The 17,863-nt window shown below is 56.5% G+C and carries 13 protein-coding genes; 6 read left to right on the plus strand and 7 right to left on the minus strand.

Annotated elements, in window-relative coordinates; all coding sequences use genetic code 11:
• Nucleotides 1-2 precede the first annotated feature (2 nt).
• Nucleotides 3-1,325, minus strand: a complete 1,323-nt coding sequence (locus tag LOC70_RS20370; RefSeq protein WP_230255809.1) for a family 16 glycoside hydrolase — start codon at nucleotides 1,323-1,325, stop codon at nucleotides 3-5.
• Between the two features lie 124 nt (nucleotides 1,326-1,449).
• Here LOC70_RS20370 and uvrA point away from each other — a divergent pair, with 124 nt between their 5' ends.
• Nucleotides 1,450-4,476, plus strand: coding sequence for an excinuclease ABC subunit UvrA (gene uvrA / locus LOC70_RS20375; RefSeq protein ID WP_230255810.1), 3,027 nt, complete (start codon nucleotides 1,450-1,452; stop codon nucleotides 4,474-4,476).
• Between the two features lie 79 nt (nucleotides 4,477-4,555).
• Here the strand turns inward: uvrA and hisG are convergent, their stop codons facing one another.
• The 3 genes from hisG to LOC70_RS20390 all read right to left on the minus strand — a co-directional run bounded on the left by hisG (nucleotide 4,556) and on the right by LOC70_RS20390 (nucleotide 6,636).
• A complete protein-coding gene (gene hisG, locus LOC70_RS20380; RefSeq protein ID WP_230255811.1) occupies nucleotides 4,556-5,446 on the minus strand; it encodes an ATP phosphoribosyltransferase in 891 nt (296 codons plus the stop codon).
• Nucleotides 5,447-5,549: 103 nt separating this feature from the next.
• The gene (gene hisE, locus LOC70_RS20385; RefSeq protein WP_230255812.1) at nucleotides 5,550-5,912 is read right to left on the minus strand and encodes a phosphoribosyl-ATP diphosphatase; all 363 of its coding nucleotides are present in this window, start codon (nucleotides 5,910-5,912) and stop codon (nucleotides 5,550-5,552) included.
• A 205-nt stretch (nucleotides 5,913-6,117) separates the two neighbouring features.
• A complete protein-coding gene (locus tag LOC70_RS20390) occupies nucleotides 6,118-6,636 on the minus strand; it encodes a hypothetical protein (protein WP_230255813.1) in 519 nt (172 codons plus the stop codon).
• 258 nt (nucleotides 6,637-6,894) lie between these two features.
• On the opposite strand from LOC70_RS20390, the gene LOC70_RS20395 reads away from it, so the two are divergent.
• The 4 genes from LOC70_RS20395 (at nucleotide 6,895) to LOC70_RS20410 (ending at nucleotide 12,959) form a co-directional block, all read left to right on the plus strand.
• Entirely contained in the window at nucleotides 6,895-10,755 is a 3,861-nt protein-coding gene (locus LOC70_RS20395; RefSeq protein ID WP_230255814.1) for a protein kinase domain-containing protein, read from the plus strand.
• 142 nt (nucleotides 10,756-10,897) lie between these two features.
• A complete protein-coding gene (locus LOC70_RS20400) occupies nucleotides 10,898-11,401 on the plus strand; it encodes a hypothetical protein (protein WP_230255815.1) in 504 nt (167 codons plus the stop codon).
• Between the two features lie 143 nt (nucleotides 11,402-11,544).
• Nucleotides 11,545-12,231: a PDZ domain-containing protein gene (locus LOC70_RS20405; protein ID WP_230255816.1), complete on the plus strand. Its 687-nt coding sequence runs from the start codon at nucleotides 11,545-11,547 to the stop codon at nucleotides 12,229-12,231.
• A 107-nt stretch (nucleotides 12,232-12,338) separates the two neighbouring features.
• Nucleotides 12,339-12,959 (plus strand): ECF-type sigma factor, encoded by a 621-nt coding sequence (locus LOC70_RS20410; protein ID WP_230255817.1) that lies wholly within the window; start codon nucleotides 12,339-12,341, stop codon nucleotides 12,957-12,959.
• Here LOC70_RS20410 and LOC70_RS20415 read toward each other — a convergent pair.
• The gene (locus LOC70_RS20415) at nucleotides 12,949-13,452 is read right to left on the minus strand and encodes a hypothetical protein (RefSeq protein ID WP_230255818.1); all 504 of its coding nucleotides are present in this window, start codon (nucleotides 13,450-13,452) and stop codon (nucleotides 12,949-12,951) included. The two genes, LOC70_RS20410 and LOC70_RS20415, sit on opposite strands and share 11 nt — an antisense overlap.
• 342 nt (nucleotides 13,453-13,794) lie before the next feature.
• Between LOC70_RS20415 and LOC70_RS20420 the strand changes: the two genes are divergently transcribed.
• Nucleotides 13,795-14,493: a hypothetical protein gene (locus tag LOC70_RS20420; protein WP_230255819.1), complete on the plus strand. Its 699-nt coding sequence runs from the start codon at nucleotides 13,795-13,797 to the stop codon at nucleotides 14,491-14,493.
• Between the two features lie 18 nt (nucleotides 14,494-14,511).
• On the opposite strand, the gene LOC70_RS20425 is transcribed toward LOC70_RS20420, so the two are convergent.
• Together LOC70_RS20425 and LOC70_RS20430 are read right to left on the minus strand one after the other, a co-directional pair.
• On the minus strand, nucleotides 14,512-15,447 hold the full coding sequence (locus LOC70_RS20425; protein WP_230255820.1) for an alpha/beta hydrolase: 936 nt from the start codon (nucleotides 15,445-15,447) through the stop codon (nucleotides 14,512-14,514).
• A gap of 202 nt (nucleotides 15,448-15,649) precedes the next feature.
• On the minus strand, nucleotides 15,650-17,815 hold the full coding sequence (locus LOC70_RS20430; RefSeq protein ID WP_230255821.1) for a site-2 protease family protein: 2,166 nt from the start codon (nucleotides 17,813-17,815) through the stop codon (nucleotides 15,650-15,652).
• Nucleotides 17,816-17,863 lie beyond the last annotated feature (48 nt).

Genomic DNA, 17,863 nt, shown 5'->3' on the forward strand with positions numbered 1-17,863 from the left:
GATTACTCTTCCGATTTCACCGGGAAGGAATCGCTCGCCACCAAGCCACGGTCGACAACCCAAACGTTGCGGAAGCGAACGGGATCGGTGTGATTCTGCAAGAAGGTTTGAAGCGGCAAAGCTTCCTCGTCTTTACCTGCACCCGTGGGGCCTGGCAGGGCGACGTTGTCTTGAACCTTGACTCCGTTGACCCACGAGGTCACGTGAGCGGGGCGAAGTTTCTTACCGTTGGCACCGAATCGGGCCGCCGTGAATTGCACGTCGTAAGTTTGCCAAACCAAAGGTGGGAACGCCATGTTCAGACGCGGCGGCTTGAATCGGTAAAGAGCACCCAACCCGTTGAACACTCGCTCGGTGCCGAACGAATCAAGGATTTGACATTCGTAGCGGCTTTGCAGATAGATGCCGCTGTTGCCTCGTTTTTGTCCTTGCATTCCCGGCATGTGTGGGATGCGATATTCCAGGTGCAGATCAAAGTCGGTCAGCAACCAATTGATGTTGGCACCTTGCTTCAGCAGTTTTTGGTCGTCCATGTTGGCTTGGGTGAATTCGTCCGTGTTGGTGCCATCGAACAACACCAACGCGTTTTCGGGTGCCTTCGCTCCCATCGTGGGACTGGTGCGGTTTACCCGAGGCAGATCGCCCAAGGAGGCACCTTCCATGTTGATCAGCCGGCACTGTTCGGGGCCCGCGAACAACGCCCACGGTCCACCCGAGAGCACCAGCGTGTCACCGTTGCGACGACCGATCAATCGAAGCTGAGTTGACTCGTCAAACTCTTTGTCACCGGGCAAGCCGCCTTCGTAGGCGAGTGCTTCGAATTGCCCCGAACCCAGGGTTCGAATTTGAACGCCAAAGCGACGCTTGCCGGTTGAGTCAGAACTGTCCGCCTCGTCATCGTTCTTGCTGGCGGTGGGCATCGTGATGTCGCCGACGTATTCCCCGACCAGACTGAAATCGGTCGCGGCGGGGCCGTCGGTCGGTGGCAAGGTCCAAACACCTTTTTCGAGCCACACTGGGTCAGGTTGCGGCTTCGCGGGTGCGGCTTCCTTCTCAGATGCGTCTTTCTCGGGAGCATCCTTCTCCGGGGCATCTTGTTTCGGCTCGTCTTTTGCTTTCTCCTTCGCGTCGCCTTCTGATTTTGCGGGTTGTTCCGGCTTCTTTTCAGCCGGTTTCGACTCGGTTTTGCCTTGGTCGTCAGCCGGTTTCGTTTCGGCCGCTTTGTCGGCGGCTGGTTGGTCCTTTTCCTGAGCGGAAATGGAGGCGAAATTGGCGGTCGTCAGAAACAGTGCTACCAAGCCCAAAATGACGTGATTTGCACGCAAGATGGAGCGTTCTGGGGTCGCGTGAAAGGGTCGGAATGACATACTCGAGCAGGTCTCGTGCTTTCAGGGAGGTGGGCTGTCTGGGGGGAAGAGACATTCTAGTTCAATTGCGGATAGATGCAGCATGGGACCGAAGCAAAGTTTGGCGGCGGAGCCGTCAGTGACTCGACAACCGATCTCCGTTCGTGGGTGTCGTGTGCACAATCTGCAGGACGTGGATGTCGACATTCCTCGGGGGAAGCTGGTCGTCATCTGTGGGTTGTCGGGCAGCGGAAAAACGTCGCTGGCATTGGACACGTTGTATGCCGAGGGGCAACGCAGCTACATCGAGAGCTTCTCGGCCTACACGCGGCAGTATCTCAACCAACTAGACAAACCGGACTGCGATCGTATTTCGGGAATTCCGCCGGCGATCGCGGTGACGCGAGCTTCTGCGGTCAAGACGAACCGAAGCACGGTGGCCACGTCCACGGAAATCGCAGAACACCTGCGACTGCTCTTTGCCCGAGCCTCCGAATTGATTTGTCACCAATGCGGTCAGCCCGTTGTGATCGACAGCCCCCAAAGTGTTGCGGCGGCCATGAGTGACCCCGCCGCAGGAATCCAACGAGCCATCGTTGGTTTCGAAATTTGGTTGCCCAATCGCAAAGCCGCCTCGGAAATTCTGCTGGGATTGCAACAGGAAGGTTTCGTCCGCTTGGTTCTCAAAGGAGAAACCTTTCAGTTGTCGGACGACGACCGGTCGAAAATGGCCAAACGGATCGGCACCAAAGGAGCCACTGCATTGGTCGTCGTGGACCGTTTGTCCGCCAGTTCAGAAATTTCGCGTTGGACTGAGTCCTTGGAAACGTCCATGACCGAAGGCAACGGTCGCGCGGTGGTGCTGTTCCAAGCGGAAGATGACGGTCCACATTCGTCGCTGTCAACGCAAACAGTGGATGGCCGCGAAATGCGGCAACGCGTTGCCAGTGATCGGCATCGTTGTGATCGGTGCGACATTGATTACCCCGATCCGGTTCCGCGAGCGTTCAATTTCAATCATCCGATGGGCGCTTGTCCCGAGTGTGAAGGGTTTGGGGATGTGATCGGTGTGGACATGGATCGAGTGGTTCCAGACAAGTCCAAAACGCTTCGTGAAGGAGCCATCGCACCATGGAACGCACCGTCCTATCAGCATGAATTGCATGAACTACTTGCGCTGGCGGATGATTACGATTTACCGGTCGATGTGCCGTTTTCAAAACTAAAAAAGAAACACCTCAAACTGATTCACCACGGCGTGCCTGAACGCAAGTTTGGCGGACTGGACGGCTTCTTCGCTTGGTTGGATCGCAAGAAGTACAAGATGCACATTCGCGTCTTTGCCTCGCGATATCGCAGCTATCGGACTTGCCCGGCTTGTGAAGGAGCGAGACTGAAACCCGAGTCGCTGGCGTACAAAATCGGTGGGAAAAGCATCTCTGAATTGTTGGCGATGCGATGCGACGAGCTGGACGGGTTCTTGGCCCACTGGTTCCCGAGCGATGTTTCGTCCAATTCGGAGGAAGCATTTGCGGACGAAGACAATACGGTGGACGAAGCCCAGGCGGTGGGGGAAGCCCTGATCGGCTACCAAACGCGAGCGGAACTCGCCGCAGCGGACCAACAACGTCGCAGCACCATCGCACATGAACCCGTTCGTCAAATTCGCGATCGATTGCGTTACCTCGATCAAGTCGGGCTGGGCTATCTGCAACTCAGTCGGACGCTTCGTACATTGTCGGGAGGCGAAACACAACGCATCGCGTTGACGTTGGCTCTGGGCAGCACATTGGTTGGCATGTTGTATGTGTTGGACGAACCCACCGCGGGACTTCACCCGGCTGATGTGGAGCAATTGGTGCGGGCAATCGCCGAGCTTCGTGATCGCGGCAACACGGTGGTCGTGGTCGAGCACAACGATGCGTTGATCCAAATGGCGGACCGGGTGGTGGAGGTTGGCCCGGGCGCCGGTGTGGGCGGTGGTCATATCACGTTTGAGGGAACGCCCAAGCAATTGATCGCCAATCGGAACAGCTTGACGGGGCGATACCTCGGCAAGAATCGAAAGAAGACTCTCGCATTTGACCTGGAAGACGGACGTGCTCCGTCGGGCGAGATTGCGTTGCACGGTGCCAGTGGACACAACCTGCAAGACATCGATGTTGCGTTTCCACTGGGGTGCTTGACCGTGGTCACCGGTCGATCCGGCAGTGGCAAGAGTTCGCTGATTCACGACACCTTGTTCGGTGCCGTTTCGATTCGATTGGCCGAACGTCGTGGGGAAGTCCCCTCGGCCGACGTCGTCGCGGGGACGCTGCCGTTTCGATCTTTGAAAGGCGAGCACGCGGTGGATGACTGCTTGCTGGTGGATCAATCACCCATCAGTCGCAGTCCACGAAGTTGCCCCGTCACCTTCGCCAAGGCGTTTGATCCGATTCGACAAGCCTTCGCGGCAACGGTGGACGCGAAGATAAGGAATTTCAAACCGGGGCATTTCAGTTTCAATTCCTCCGCCGGCCAGTGTTCCACATGTGAGGGCGCGGGAGTTCAGACGATCGACATGCAGTTCATGGCCGATGTCTCCATGCGATGTGGCGAGTGTCGCGGCAAACGATATCGCGAAGAGGTGCTGCAGGTGCGTTATCGCGATCGAACGATTGCGGACGTCTTGGAGATGACCGTTCGCGAAGCCAGCGACTTTTTTCGTGAAATGCCGAAGGTTCAGAACAAGCTGCAGCGTTTGATCGACGTCGGGCTGGACTATGTGGCTTTGGGCCAACCGGCGACGACTTTGTCCAGCGGCGAGGCACAGCGGCTGAAGTTGGCGGCATTCTTAGCGGGATCGAGCAAAAAGCGAACGCTGTTTCTGATGGACGAACCCACGACCGGATTGCACTTCGACGATATTCAACGCTTGCTGAAATGCTTTGATGCGTTGATCAGCGAGGGACATTCGCTGATCGTGATTGAGCATCATCCGATGTTGATGGCAGCCGCCGACCAAATCATCGAAATTGGGCCCGGTGCGGCCGAGGACGGCGGACGCATCGTCGCCGCTGGAACCCGCGACGAAGTTGCCTCGGTCAACGATAGCCTGACCGGTGAAATTCTTCGCGGGATGTTGAGCTAGAGGATTCGTCCGTTGCAACCAAAACGGCAACGGCAAACCTTGGCATGGTGGTTCCAGACGATGGACGCTGAGTTTCCGACTAGAGACGGCAATTGTTCAGCGTCATCTCAAAGATGCCCGATGCACCGATGTCTTTGAGCTTTTCCATCACTTCCACGACTTCTTTGCGACGGACCATGACTTGGACCGCACACCACTGTTGGTCTTCCAAAGAGTTGATCGTTGGTGAGTTGTAACCGGGCGTGATCTTTTCCGCTTCGCTCAGCTTCGCACGCGGCACGTTGTACTCGACCAACGAGTAATCGCGGGCGAGCACGACACCCTCCAAGCGAGACACCAAACGATCCGCGACGTCTTGGCAACGATGGGAATCGTTCTGCACCAAAACTGTTTCGTAATGACCGATCTCTTCCAAAATGCGGAGTCGATTGGCGGCGAGCGTGCTGCCGGTTTCCACCAAGTCAACGATGGCGTCGGCGACGCCCAGACGGATCATTGCCTCGACGCTGCCGGACAACGAAACCAGATGTGCTTTGGCATTTTTCTTCGCCAGGTATTGCTCGGTGACATGCGGGAAGCTGGTCGCGATCCGTTTGCCATCGAGCTGCGAAGCATCCGTGATGTCGGCGTCGTCGGGAACGCAAAACGCCAACCGGCAACGTCCCACCCCAAACGCCATTCGTTGCTCGACGTCCGCGCCGGCTTCCTCGACCAAGTCGCTGCCGGTGATCCCCATGTCGATCGCCCCTTCGGCACACAGCGTCGGGATGTCGTCCGTACGCAGGAAGATCAGGTCGATCGGCAGACCGCTGACGCGTGCGAACAAGCCGCGGTTTTGGCGGCGAAAGCTCAAGCCCGCTTGGTTCAGCAGTCCGGTGGCCAGTTCACTCAGCCGTCCTTTGCTGGGGACACCCAAACGCAGGAAACTGTTCGAGTCCGTTTGATTGCCGGGGGGGGCCAAGGTCGTCATGGAATGTCAGGAAGATCGAGATCCGAAGCGGGGAGAGGCGAAAATCGTAATCGCTCGTCCTGATTTTTGGCAGGTCCCTGCCGCAATCCCCGCGAGATCTGGTCTAAGAATCGGTGGAGTCAGAATCCTTTTTCGCGGGTCGCGAAGCTTTTTCGACCAATCCAGACGTGCCCTCACGGCGGGCGAGTTCCGCGGCGACTTCGTCCAGCTCGATGCCTCGCCACGCCATCAAGACCATCGCGTGGTAGATCAAGTCGCCGGCTTCGTAGATCGCGTGTTGACGGCCGGCTTCATCGGGTTCGTCCGCCGCTTCGATCAGTTCCTCGGCTTCTTCGCGAATCTTCTTGCCAATCGCTTCGGCACCGCCATTCATCAGCTTGGTGGTGTAGGAGCCTTCCGGTCGCTCGGCCGCTCGCGTTCGCAGGGTGGACATCAGGCGATCCAGTGGCAGCAACGAGTCAGGCATGGGGTTCCCAGAGGTCGGCGTGGGGCGAGTGAACGTCGACAACCTTACTCAGGCAAACGAAGAATCGGAACCCACCGGTCGTGACGACCCGAGGATTCCGATGGTTGAGATGCGAGGTGAGTCGCAGGCGGTTAGCGGAGACTTACGCAAAAGCTGAGCTCGCCAACCCGTTCGCTTTCGGATGATTGGATCACCAAAGCCTGTCTCACCAAGGAACGATGGGGTTCTGCGTTGGTGGGCAGTACGGTTGCGGCTGAGGCACCCAGCGGCGATCGACGGCCTTCGCGTGACTATGGCTCGACTGGCCGAACCACGAATTCGCGGTCGAGTCCGATCGGGCGTTGGCCCAGTTGCCAAGTGCCTTGGCCGTGCTGCTGCTGTTGGAGTAGCCACCGAAGGTTCGAGCGGTGGAATTGGCGTGCGATCGAGCACCATAGCCGTTGGCGATCGAACGCCCGTTGCTGATCGCAACGCCGCCGTTTGCGAAGGCGGAACTGTTTCCGCTGGCGAAGCCGCCGTTGCGACCGCTACCTCGCATGTCGGCTCGGGCGAAGCCGCCGTTGGTGGCGTAGGATCGGGCGTTCAGTCGCGTGTTGCCGCGGCCGCTGGCGGTTGAAATCGCCGTGCCTCCGTTGGAATAGCTGCTGGCGGTGACCTGGGCGTTGGCTTCGGCGGTGAACAAGCAGATGGCTGCTACTGCGACGGCGATGAGACGAGCGGACATGGTTGGGTTCCTCAGTCAGAGAGTTTCAAAGAATTTTCAAGACGTTGTTGTCTTCACCGGACCCTTGCGAGAAACCCGCGGATTGCCCCTCACTCAATCAAAATGTTTTTCCACTTTTTTCCTGACGAGATCTTCTGGGGCCGCGATGGACGACGCGAAAAGTTGGGTTTCGGGTAAGCTTCCTTCAAGCCAGAAACGACGGTTTCCGCCCATCTGCGAAGGTGCGGCCAGTTGCCACCGAACGAATGAGGACCCGTTTTGTCGAATGAGAAGCAAGCGATCGCGGAGGACATTTTCTTCGACGCCATCGAATTGCCCTCCGAGAAACGCGAGGCTTTCTTGCAGGAACGATGCGGCGACGATGCGACGCTCCTGGCAATCGTTCGCGATTTGATCGCGGCGGACGAGGCCGCCCAAGGAGATCCGTTTTTGCAGTCTCGGTTCATGCCGGCGTCGCCATTGATGCAGATGCGGGGCGAGGAGTTCGGGGATACGAGCGATGGCGTTCCAACGGAGTACGAGGCCGTTCGTGAGACCGCTCGTTTCGAGATTCTCTCTCGCCACGAAGAAGGCGGCTTGGGTGAAGTTTTGGTGGCACACGATCGACAACTCGATCGGGAAGTGGCGATCAAGCAGATACGACCTCAATGGAATGGCCACGAAGAAGCCAACGCTCGGTTTCTTCGCGAAGCCGAATTGACTGGAAGGTTGGAGCATCCCGGCATCGTCCCCGTCTACGCGATGGGAACATGGAAGGACGGACGGCCGTTCTACGCGATGCGTTTCATCGAGGGAAAAACGCTCCGCGAAGTGATTCACGAACATCGTGAAAAGTTGACTGCTTTGTCACCGTCAGATGTTTCATCGGTGAACGAACCGACTCGTGCGTTGCGAGATTTGCTGAATCGCTTTGTCGACGTTTGCAACACGATCGAGTACGCCCACAGTCGCCGGATCATTCACCGCGACATCAAACCGGCCAACATCATGATCGGGCCGTATGGCGAGACGCTGGTGGTGGATTGGGGGTTGGCCAAGCAATTGGATGTACCGGAAGTTGATGGTCAAACCGGGGTGACGGATCAGAGCATCGCAACCGACAGTTCCACCGGTAGCGGTTCGCGAAACGGGTCCAATCACACGCGTGTCGGCGGCACAGTGGGGACGCCTCAATACATGAGCCCTGAACAGGCTCAAGGAAGAACGGACGAAGTCGGTATCGCGACCGACGTGTATCTGCTGGGGGCAACGCTCTATCAAATTTTGACAGGCTCGCCGCCTCATCAAGATGATTCCGTCAGCCAGATTTTGCATCGGATTGAACAAGACCAAATTGTTCCGCCGCGTCAGATCGATTCGAATGTGCCGGAGCCTTTGCAGGCGATCTGTCTGCACGCGATGGCGACTCGGCCGGCCGATCGGTACTCAAAGGCATCTGAATTGGCCGCGGATGTGGAACGATGGCTCGCTGATGAACCCGTGTCGGTTTTTCATGATCCGCTTCCAGTGCGGATGGGGCGTTGGGGGCGAAAGCATCGAACAATCGTGACCAGTGGGGCGGTTGCCGCCTTGTTATTGATGATCGGTTCCGTGGTCGGTGCGGGTATCTGGAGCTACGAAAGTTCTCGCAGAATCGCGGTCGAACGCGAACGGAACTTGAAGGAATTGGAGCTGCGAATCGCACGATCCAATCGGCTCAATGAAATTCGCAACGCCGTGGATTCGGCGTGGCAGGTCGCGACGCGAGAGATCGAGGTGAACCGATTTGAATCCGCGTTGGGTGTTTTGCAGCGGGCCCTGGTGACGCTGGAGGACCAAAGCGAAATGGAGTCGGCACGCGAACGCATCGCCGCGAAGGCTTCGCGATTGCAGCAACTGGTGACGTTCTATGACCAAGCGGAAAAGTCCGAGCAATTCGGCATCATGAGCCGCGATACTCAGGGCATCATGGCCGCCTCGGCGGCACTCAAGTCGTTGAATATTTGGCATCAGCGAGATTGGTGGAATCATTTGCCCGATGAAGACTTGTCACCACTGCAGCAGGAACAATTGCGATGGGACGCTTACCAACAATGGATCGTCTTGAATGGTTTGTTGGTGAAAACCATTGGCACGCGATTGTTTGGCGTGATGCAGGCATCGGAATCGAACTCCGAGTCCAACGATCGGTTGTGGAAAGCGGTGTTGGCGATGCAGACCAAAGCCGGAATCGCGGAAGCGGAAGCTTCCAAAGTCGTGAGTCAACGAATTGATTTGTTCCGGCAGGCCGAAGCGGTTCGCTGGTATCGTGGGATCGCGAATTTTCGTTTGGGCGAAGGCAAGTGGGTCAAGGCGGAGGAACTCAATACCGCTCGCAATGCGGCTGACGCGCAGAAGATCGGCATGATGTGTTTGTTGTCGGCGATGGACCCGTCCTTTCGAGTTGTCTTTCAAGACTACAAACACCGTGACGCGGTGACGGCGGGGTTGGAGCTTTTCGAGCGTTCCGCTTCGCTGCGCCCCAATCACTATTGGACGCAATTGACGCTCGCGCATATGCAGTACTTTTCGGCGATCCAACAACCGAAACTCGATTGGACGAGTTACTCGTTGGCCATTCAAACGTTTGGGCGATGCATCGCCATCAATCCGGAAAACTGCTTTGGCTACGCGGACCGCGCGGCGTTGTACCGCATGCAAACGGATTTGCTGCGAGACGACGAGACATTGGACGAATCAACCCGCGACGAACGGGTGGAAGACCTGTTGCTATGGAGCATGCAGGACGCGGAGAAGGCTTACCGATTGGCCGATGAACAGCCTTGGGTCGGTTGGGTGTATGGAATGACGCTAGCGGCGATCGATCAAAACGAACGTGCGATCGATGTGTTTTTGGAAACGTGTCGGCAGTCGTTGTCGTTGGTTCCTGTGATGGATTCATCGCTCGTTGCGGCGGAAGATTTGCGTGGACGATCGGACGCGGTTCGATACGCCGAGCGGATGGTTGAGCTGCATCCGAACGAACCGATTTATCGAACGTTGTTAGCATCCATTCATTTGACTCGTCAGCAAAACGAGTTGGCGGAGGAAGTCCTTCAAACACTGTTCGACAGCCAATCAATTCAACAACTCACACCGCGTTTGATGGCACACACCTACGCGGTCCGAGGAATGATTGAACTTTCCCGAGAGGCGATCGGAAACGCGGCGGACGATTTCGAAAAGGCGATCATGTTGGATGCGCACCATTTGTGGGCGGTTTATGGATCAGCCGTTTGTCATGATCGGTTGAGGCAACAACAAAACGCTTTGCAACTGTATCAACGAGCGTCCAAGCTGGCGACGATCAGCGAACACCAGGCGGCATGTTGGTTGGGAATCGGTCGGTCACAGGCGTTCTTGAAGCAATACGACGAAGCCGCCGAATCCATTCGCAAGGCAGTCGAGTTGCAACCAGGTTGCGAAGTGGTTGCTGCGATTCGTCCGCTTTACGAGCAACTAAAGCAATGGTCCAAGGCGTCTCATTCAAAGGATGAAATGAGACAGCTTGCCAATTGGATCAAGGAGATCAACGAGTTGCCCCGAGCGACTCGGGTGTTGATCGCGAACCAACAAATGGATGAGCCCTACCACGCGGCTTTGCTCAACGGTGGATTCGAACAGGGCGGATGGAATCATTGGGCCAACGATCGTGGCATCGCTTGGATCAATTCGCCTGGTTACCAGGGCCTCGCCAGCATCACGTCCTCTCTGTCGCACGGTGGCGATCACTCGCTGCGGATCGTTGGCGATCGGTTGCCAGATGAAGCGAAGGCAACAACCGATGCCACGATTGGTGGACGCACGCGGCAGATTTTTCCCATCCCAGAAAATTCACGATGCGTGGTTTCCTTGTGGGCCAAGGCGGATGGGTTGGCGGAGGATGCTTTGACCGTGGTGGTGGGCGGCTCGGAAGTGCCTGTTTCGTTGACGCTTGATGCGGGGACCTATGACTGGAAGCAATTCTCAACGGAAATTTACTTTGATCGGTCCCCCGATCCGACCCTGACCAGTTTCGCGATGGAGATTCAAATTCGGTCTCAGGGCGAAGGTGAAATCTGGTTGGATGATTTTGATGTGATGGTTTTCGATGTCGATTGAGCGAGAGAAACACGGGGTTTTTGCGTTTTCTGAAATTTTCACTTTCCGTGAGGGGATGGATGACGGGATCTCGCATGGGTTGGTGAGGCGGCAAGAGTCAGCCGCACAAATCACCTCTTAATCTTTTCAAGCGAGAAAACCCATGTCCAACGTCATCTCTTTCAAAGTTCTCTCCGGTGTCGCCGCTTTGCTTTTCGTGGTCGCCACCAGTCAGTCCGCCTCCGCACAGCGAGCCGGTTCATTCGTCGATTTTCTGGGCGGCGGAGCGGGAGCTGGAGCGTCGGCATCCGGACAGTGGAAATTCGCGAAATCGAAGGCGAGTTCCAAGAACGGCATGAACTTCGGTCATGGTTTCGCGGTGGGGGCGGGGCCGAACGGCATCGCTTTGTCCAATTCAATCGGTGCGGGCGGTGCACCCGGTGGCGTTGGCCATAACCTGAATCTGACCATCGGCCGCAACGGCACGCATGTCAGCCACGGCGGAGTGGTCTCGCAGGGGAACGGACGAATCTACACCGGAGGTCAAACTGGAATTCGCAATGGAGGACCGCAGAATGGCCAGATCTACGGCGGAAGTACGTCCACCGGATTTGGTAGTCGAACACGAGCGTGGTCAAACAGCCGCACACGCTATTGGAATCGCTGATCGCGTTCTACCTTCCGCCGGCTGAATGCTGGTGGTCATATCGACGGACGAAGTCACTCGTCTGTTTTAATTGCGATCGCCGGAGGATCCAGCGATCGTTTTCGACGCAATCAACCACTCAATAATTTCGAATAGGTCTCGCCATGTTCATCTCAGTCAAAAGCATCACCGTTGCCGGCTTAATCGCTCTCGGAGTCTCTATCGGGCGAGCCGACGAACCCAGATCCGAGAGCCAAGCAGCGACGGCAGATCCCACGGTTCAGTCAGAAGCCCCTTCTCACTCACAATGGAAAGTTCAGTTCACTCGTGTGCCTCCGTTGCTGGCGATGCACCTACCGATGCTGGCTGGCGACCGCGGTTTGGTCGTGAAGGAAGCGGCAGACGAAAATGCCGACAACAGCCTGTTGCAGGAGGGAGACGTGTTGTTGGCGGTGGACGGTCGACCCGTCGTCGCTGGGCAAGGTGTTCCGCCCATGGCCCAAGCGAACATCGTAGTGCTACGTCGTGGTCAAACGGTCACGTTGCCTGTTCATTCCTTGGATAGGCAGATGCGTCAAAGTCACGGCCCGCAACCCGGCTTCGCTCCGTATCCATGGTTGCAGCCTCGTTTCGCGGCTCCGAGTGTCACCGCGTCTGCCTATGCGGGTGGCAACGAGAGTGTTTCGGTCAGTCAGAACGGTGATCAGATTCTGATTGAGATGGATCTGCCACAACTGCACAACGGACCACTTCGCTACCGAGGAACACGCGAGCAAATTGAAGAGGAGGTTCGCAACAGCAACCTTGCTCCCGCGGTCCGACGCCGTGTGATGGAAGCGATCGGTCAGTGAGCTTATGCGAGTTTCGAACGGCCAGCCAAATTGAGTCACCAAGCGTTATGCTAGGGCAGCCTGCCAAGAAGCCTTGGCGAGTTCAAACTGTTGTCCCGACTGATTTGATGCAGTCATCTACACCAACTTTCATCGAGATCAATTGCGTGAACCAGCCTGAAACCGAAGTCTCGATGTTGTTGCAGCAGGTCAAAGGCGGTGACGAGGCGGCCCGTGAAAAATTGTTTGTGACGTTGCAGTCGGAACTGCGTGACATGGCGGGGGCCTTGATGCGAGGCGAACGTCCCGATCACACGCTGCAGGCGACCGCACTGGTCAATGAAGCTTGTATTCGATTGCTGGACACGGAAGCACTGAAGAATGTTTCTGACCGGCGATACATGTTCGGCATGGCCAATCGGGCCATGCGACAGATCTTGATCGATCACGCTCGTCGCCGTCGAACCAACAAACGCGGTGGCGAATATCAGCGAGCATCCTTGGATGTCGTGCTGGACAACTTCGAGGCCAGCAATCGTTGTCAATACGAGGATCTCGAGTCGGCGTTGGATGCTTTGGAACAGGACTCACCACGCCAACGCGAAGTGGTCGAACTGCGTTTCTTTTCTGGGCTGACCAACGAAGAAGTCGCGAAGGTGTTGGAGATCAGCGTCGCAACCGTCGAACGTGATTGGCGAATGGCTCGGGCGAAGCTCTTCAATCAGCTTCGAGGCGAGTCTAACGATTGAAAAGGTCTTGGGGCGATGCGAGCGCTTGCTCCGCGTCCGGCGTGATGCGTGGAAGTTCGTCGTCGTGGGTTTGTTCACGTGGTGGTTGCCCATAACGTCGACGCAATTCGATCTGTTTGGAACGAGCTTCCTCCAAGTTGTGGCTCATCTCCGAGGTGCTTTGACGCGCGTTGGCGAGCAGTTTCGAGACAGATCCCAATCGAGGGTCAGCACGATTCGGCGAGACGGTGGCGATGGATTCGAGTTGCGATTGAGCCAAGGCCAATTGCTGCTCCAGCTCATTGACGCGAGCTTCTGCGTTCTCGACCTCTGCCAACGTCGTTTCATCAAATTCGACGCCCGCGAAAGAACGAATCCCCGCGTCCTGCAGCACTTCGCGAACGGTGCTGGGCGTGAGGAACAACGCCAACATCGCCAAGACCAAGATCAATTCACGAATGGCGGCGAAGCCGTCTCGGACGGACGCGAAAGACGAAGTTTGCGGTTCTTCCATGGAAGATTTCTCGATGAGACATGCACTGGAACACATTCTTTCTTTCGCGATTTTTGCGCGATTGCGTCTAGACCGAATTCGCACTTTCCAAGGTTGCCACGGACGCGGATGTCTCGCCGACGAGTAGTTGCGGTGAAGTTCCAGTGAAGCTTTGAAGGTTCAAACGCAAAAAACTTTACGGTGTGATCAGCACCTCCTACCGTGGGGGTGACGGAGAGTGTCATGAACCAGCGATCCAATCCACCGGCCCACGAGTCGACTCGCACACAGGCGACGTCCATACAGTCGACTCCCACACTACCAACTTCCACACAGGCGAACAGCCAGCCTCGGCAAACACCCATGATCGTTCTGAAATGGGACGAACAGATCAATGGTCAGTTGCCCAGGGGCAGTTTGGAGCAATTAAAAGAACGCTTGCGGCGAGGGATCGATCACGCCGAGGGAAAAGTCATCCTGGATCTACGTTCAGTCAGTGGGGTGCCATCCAAGCTGCTGTTATTCCTGGATCATGTGGTTGCCTACGCAAAAGGGCGGCGTGTCGACATTGCCTTTCGTGCGACCGATCCCGATATGCGGCGAATGCTGCGACGGTGGAGCGGGCCCAGTGCGATTCAAGAACCCGCGGAAGTGCTTTCGATCTATGACCTGCACTCGTCGACAATCGACGCAGCAACCAACGTCATCCGCAGTTCGCTAGAAAAGCGTTCCGAAACGAAGGTGGCGGATCCTCGACCGAAAACCGCCGCTTCGGTTTCCAATCCTGATCCTGCTAAGAAACGTCGCCGACGAACTCGGAAAGACTATGCCGTTTTCGCCGGAGTGATTTTGGCGGGAACCACTGTGGTCGCGACGGTGGAATACTGGATCATCTTCCACGATTCAGCACCCACCCTGGCGTCTCCCATCAAGTCGTTTGAAGGAGACAAGAATGAGATGCTGAAAGAAAGGGACAACAAGATTCGGCAACTCGAACGCGCGTTGGCCAAGGCTCAGCGCGAGCGAGACGATTGGAAGAAAGCGGCGAATGAATCTCGGTGAAACGTGCTGACAATCGTGTCAGCGTTCGATCCATTCGTTTTCGCTTTCACTGACCGGCACGTTGTCCTTGATGAACTTGGCGATGTCCGACGTGACGGAGGGGACTTCGTAAATCAATGCCGGGCCGCTGAGGCTGGTGTTGGCCATCTTCAATTCGGGGCCATCCACGCGTGCTCGTTTGCGCAGCGCCGAGAGGCGACCCTCGAGACGTCTCGCCTCGTCGCTTTCGGGGCTCTCGCTGCCCGCGACGATCATCGTCGGCAACATGCCAACGTTGCGATCACGCATGGTTGAATCGATGGTCAAACCGTGAAAGTTTTTTAGCGGCGAGATATACACCAACGCTTTGACGTCTTGCCCTTGCTTCATTCGGCCAACGCTCGGGAATCCCCAATCGCGAACGGCCCAGTGGGAAGCCATGATGGCACCTTGCTGAATGCCGACGACGGTGAGCGCGTTCAGATTTAGGCGACCTTCATTGTTCTCTTGTTTCAGAAACTGTTTGGCTTCTTCCATGTCGTACTGAATGATCGACTGGATGTCTCGTTTGCCCATGCGGCTGACATTGAAGTCTTCTTTTTCGCCGGACGGCGTTGTGTATTGCTTGCTGTTGCCGTGGCCGCGGTACTCCAGGAACAAAACTGCGAAGCCGGCACCATTCAGCGAAACGCAGAATTTCTTGTAAGGAGATGCTTGCCCTTTCCACTCGTGAACGACCAAGACAGGAATCGCGTTCTTGCCTTCCTTGGATGGAAAGTAAAACGCATTCAGCTCCACGTTGTCCTTGCTCTTTAGCTTCACAGGACGCGGTTTCAATGCCGGATCGTCTTTCCTTTTGTCACGTTGCGCGAAAGCGTTTGGGGCGAGGAATGCCAGCGAGAAGAATGCTGCGCATCCGATCAAAGTCCAGCGTTGAATGGACGAGCGTTGAGAGTGCATTGCGTGAGTGTTCATGGAATGCGGGGCTTGGGTGGGATGAGAAGAGGAGCCAATGATTTTGATTGACCAACGGCTCCATTTCATTTTAACCCAAGCGATCTGTCGATGCACTCATTCCGAGAACCGGTCCGCGTCTGACGAAGGATTGGTTCGGTTTACGCGGCATGTAACCACTGCAACAAGGCGTTCGGGCAAGTGCGAAAACGCATCGCCGAGGTCAAAGCAGATTCAGAATGTCGTTGGTGAACACGAAGATCATCAACGCCAAAAGTGCGAGCACGCCGACGAAGGTCAAACGCATTTCCATCGCTTCGTCGACCCGTTTGCCGCGAATGAGTTCGGCGGTCAAGAAGACCATGTGGCCGCCATCGAGTGCTGGAATGGGCAAAAAGTTTAGGATCGCGAGGTTCATGCTCAACATGGTCAAGAACATCAGTTGAGCCGACAGACCTTTTTCAGCTTGGTGGCTGGCCATTTGTGCGATGCGGATCGGCCCGCCAACAAACTTGGCTTTGACTTTCCCGCGAACCAACATGCCGAGAAAGCGTCCCACGTCAGCCATGCGACGTTTGCCTTCGCGAACACCAAGCGACAACGCCATCGCCAACGAGTCCGCCTTTTGAATGGACTCGACGGGGGCAAAGTTCAGGCCGCGGTCATACCAGTAACGATCCGATTCACGGACGGTCAGCGTTTGTTCCACCACGGTTCCGTTGGGCGGCCGGACGGCGGTGACCATGATCTCGGTACCCACCGGCAGCAGTTGAACCGTGTCGACGAGGTTGCTGAGCGGTTTGTTGGGGCCAATGTCCCAGCCGGTGGTCAAAGCTTCCATGGCGACATCGGACAGTTCGTTCTCGATGGCTTCGCGGTCTTTGGAGCTTTTGAACTTCACGCGAATTTCGCGGATCTCGTCACCGGCGAAAAGTTGCTTGGTGTTCTTGTTTGGTTGCTCGGTTTCTTCGCCATCGGTCGATTGCCCGACCACTTCGGCGATTTTGACGGAGGGTGCGTAGGCGAAACCCAACGAGTCGACGGCCATCATCTCGCCAAAGGCGGACACGGGTGTGACGGTCTGTTGAACCTGCTGTGGTTGGATCGACAGCTCGACTTCCTCCGCCGAATCGCCTTCGCCGCGGGAGACGGTGATTTTGACAGGCTCGTCGTATTGGACGTCTGAGAGAACCAATTGGTAAGCGTCCAAATCGCGATTGTCATTGATCGCAACGATTTGATCGCCGACTTTCATTCCTGCCTTTTCCGCAGGACCGTCGCTAATTAAGGCTTGGATTGGACCGACGCCGAATTGCAGTCCGAAGTCCTTTTCTTTCTGCGGTGGGACCGAAAGTGACGCGGTGCTTCCGTCGTTTCGTTTGAGCTTTAGGTCCAGTGGCTTTGATGGTGAGGTGTGAATGAAGGTGAGCAATGGAGTGATCGGCATGATCGAATCCGAGTCCAATGACTGACCGTTGAATCCGATGACTTGGGCACCAGCGTCCGCATCCGTCACCACATCCGCCGCAACGCTGTTGGGCATCGCCGGCAATTCTTTGAGCAACGTATCACCGGTGGCGCTTTGGATGCCGATCATCTTGCGATCGGGTTCGATGGGGCTGGCGGCCGGTACGAGGTCGTAGTTGCGCGTGTCATCAGCGTATTGAAGACGCACGGGGACCGCGGTTTCCGATGACTCCAACCCGGCTTCCATGATTTTCATCTGCATTTCGCTGAAGTGCAGTTGATTGTCATCCTCGAGCGAGCTGACCGACACGACGCGACCGCCGGGCTGGATGCCGGCCTGCCATGCTGGACCGCCGGGCGTTACTCCGCCAACGATCGCGGGTGTGTAGCCGACTCCGTTGAAGAACGCGAAGGCGGCAAAGAGGACTCCGGTGATGACGTTCATCACGACACCGGCGCTGATGATGATCATTCGCTGCCAAACCGGTTTGGCAGGGTAGCTTCGTGGATCGAGTTTTTCTGCTTCGTCGGCCGCGCCACCGGATTGGCGGATGCGTTTGGCTTCTTCTTCCGCTTTTCGCGGATCGTCGTCTTGGCCCAGCATCTTCACATAGCCACCAAGAGGCAAAATGCCGATGCCGTATTCGGTTTCGCCGTAGGTGAACTTGCCCAGCGTGCGAGGGAATTTGATCGGGCCAATGCTGATCGGCACGTCGAAGCCCACATAAAACTTCTCGCACTTCACGCCAAAGGTCTTCGCCGCCAGAAAGTGCCCGAGTTCGTGGACAAAAATCACCAAGCCGATGCCCAGGGCCACTTGGATCCAGACCCAGGTCGATTGCAGGAAAGACATGATGCCGCCAGCGTCTTCGGTGGCCGCCAAAAGGGATGGCAGAAGGAACCAATCAACAGGCAACGACATTTCAGTGATGGGGGTATCGGGGAGACGGGCGACGCGGACTGCGGTGTG

Source organism: Rhodopirellula halodulae (assembly GCF_020966775.1).
GTDB lineage: Bacteria > Planctomycetota > Planctomycetia > Pirellulales > Pirellulaceae > Rhodopirellula > Rhodopirellula halodulae.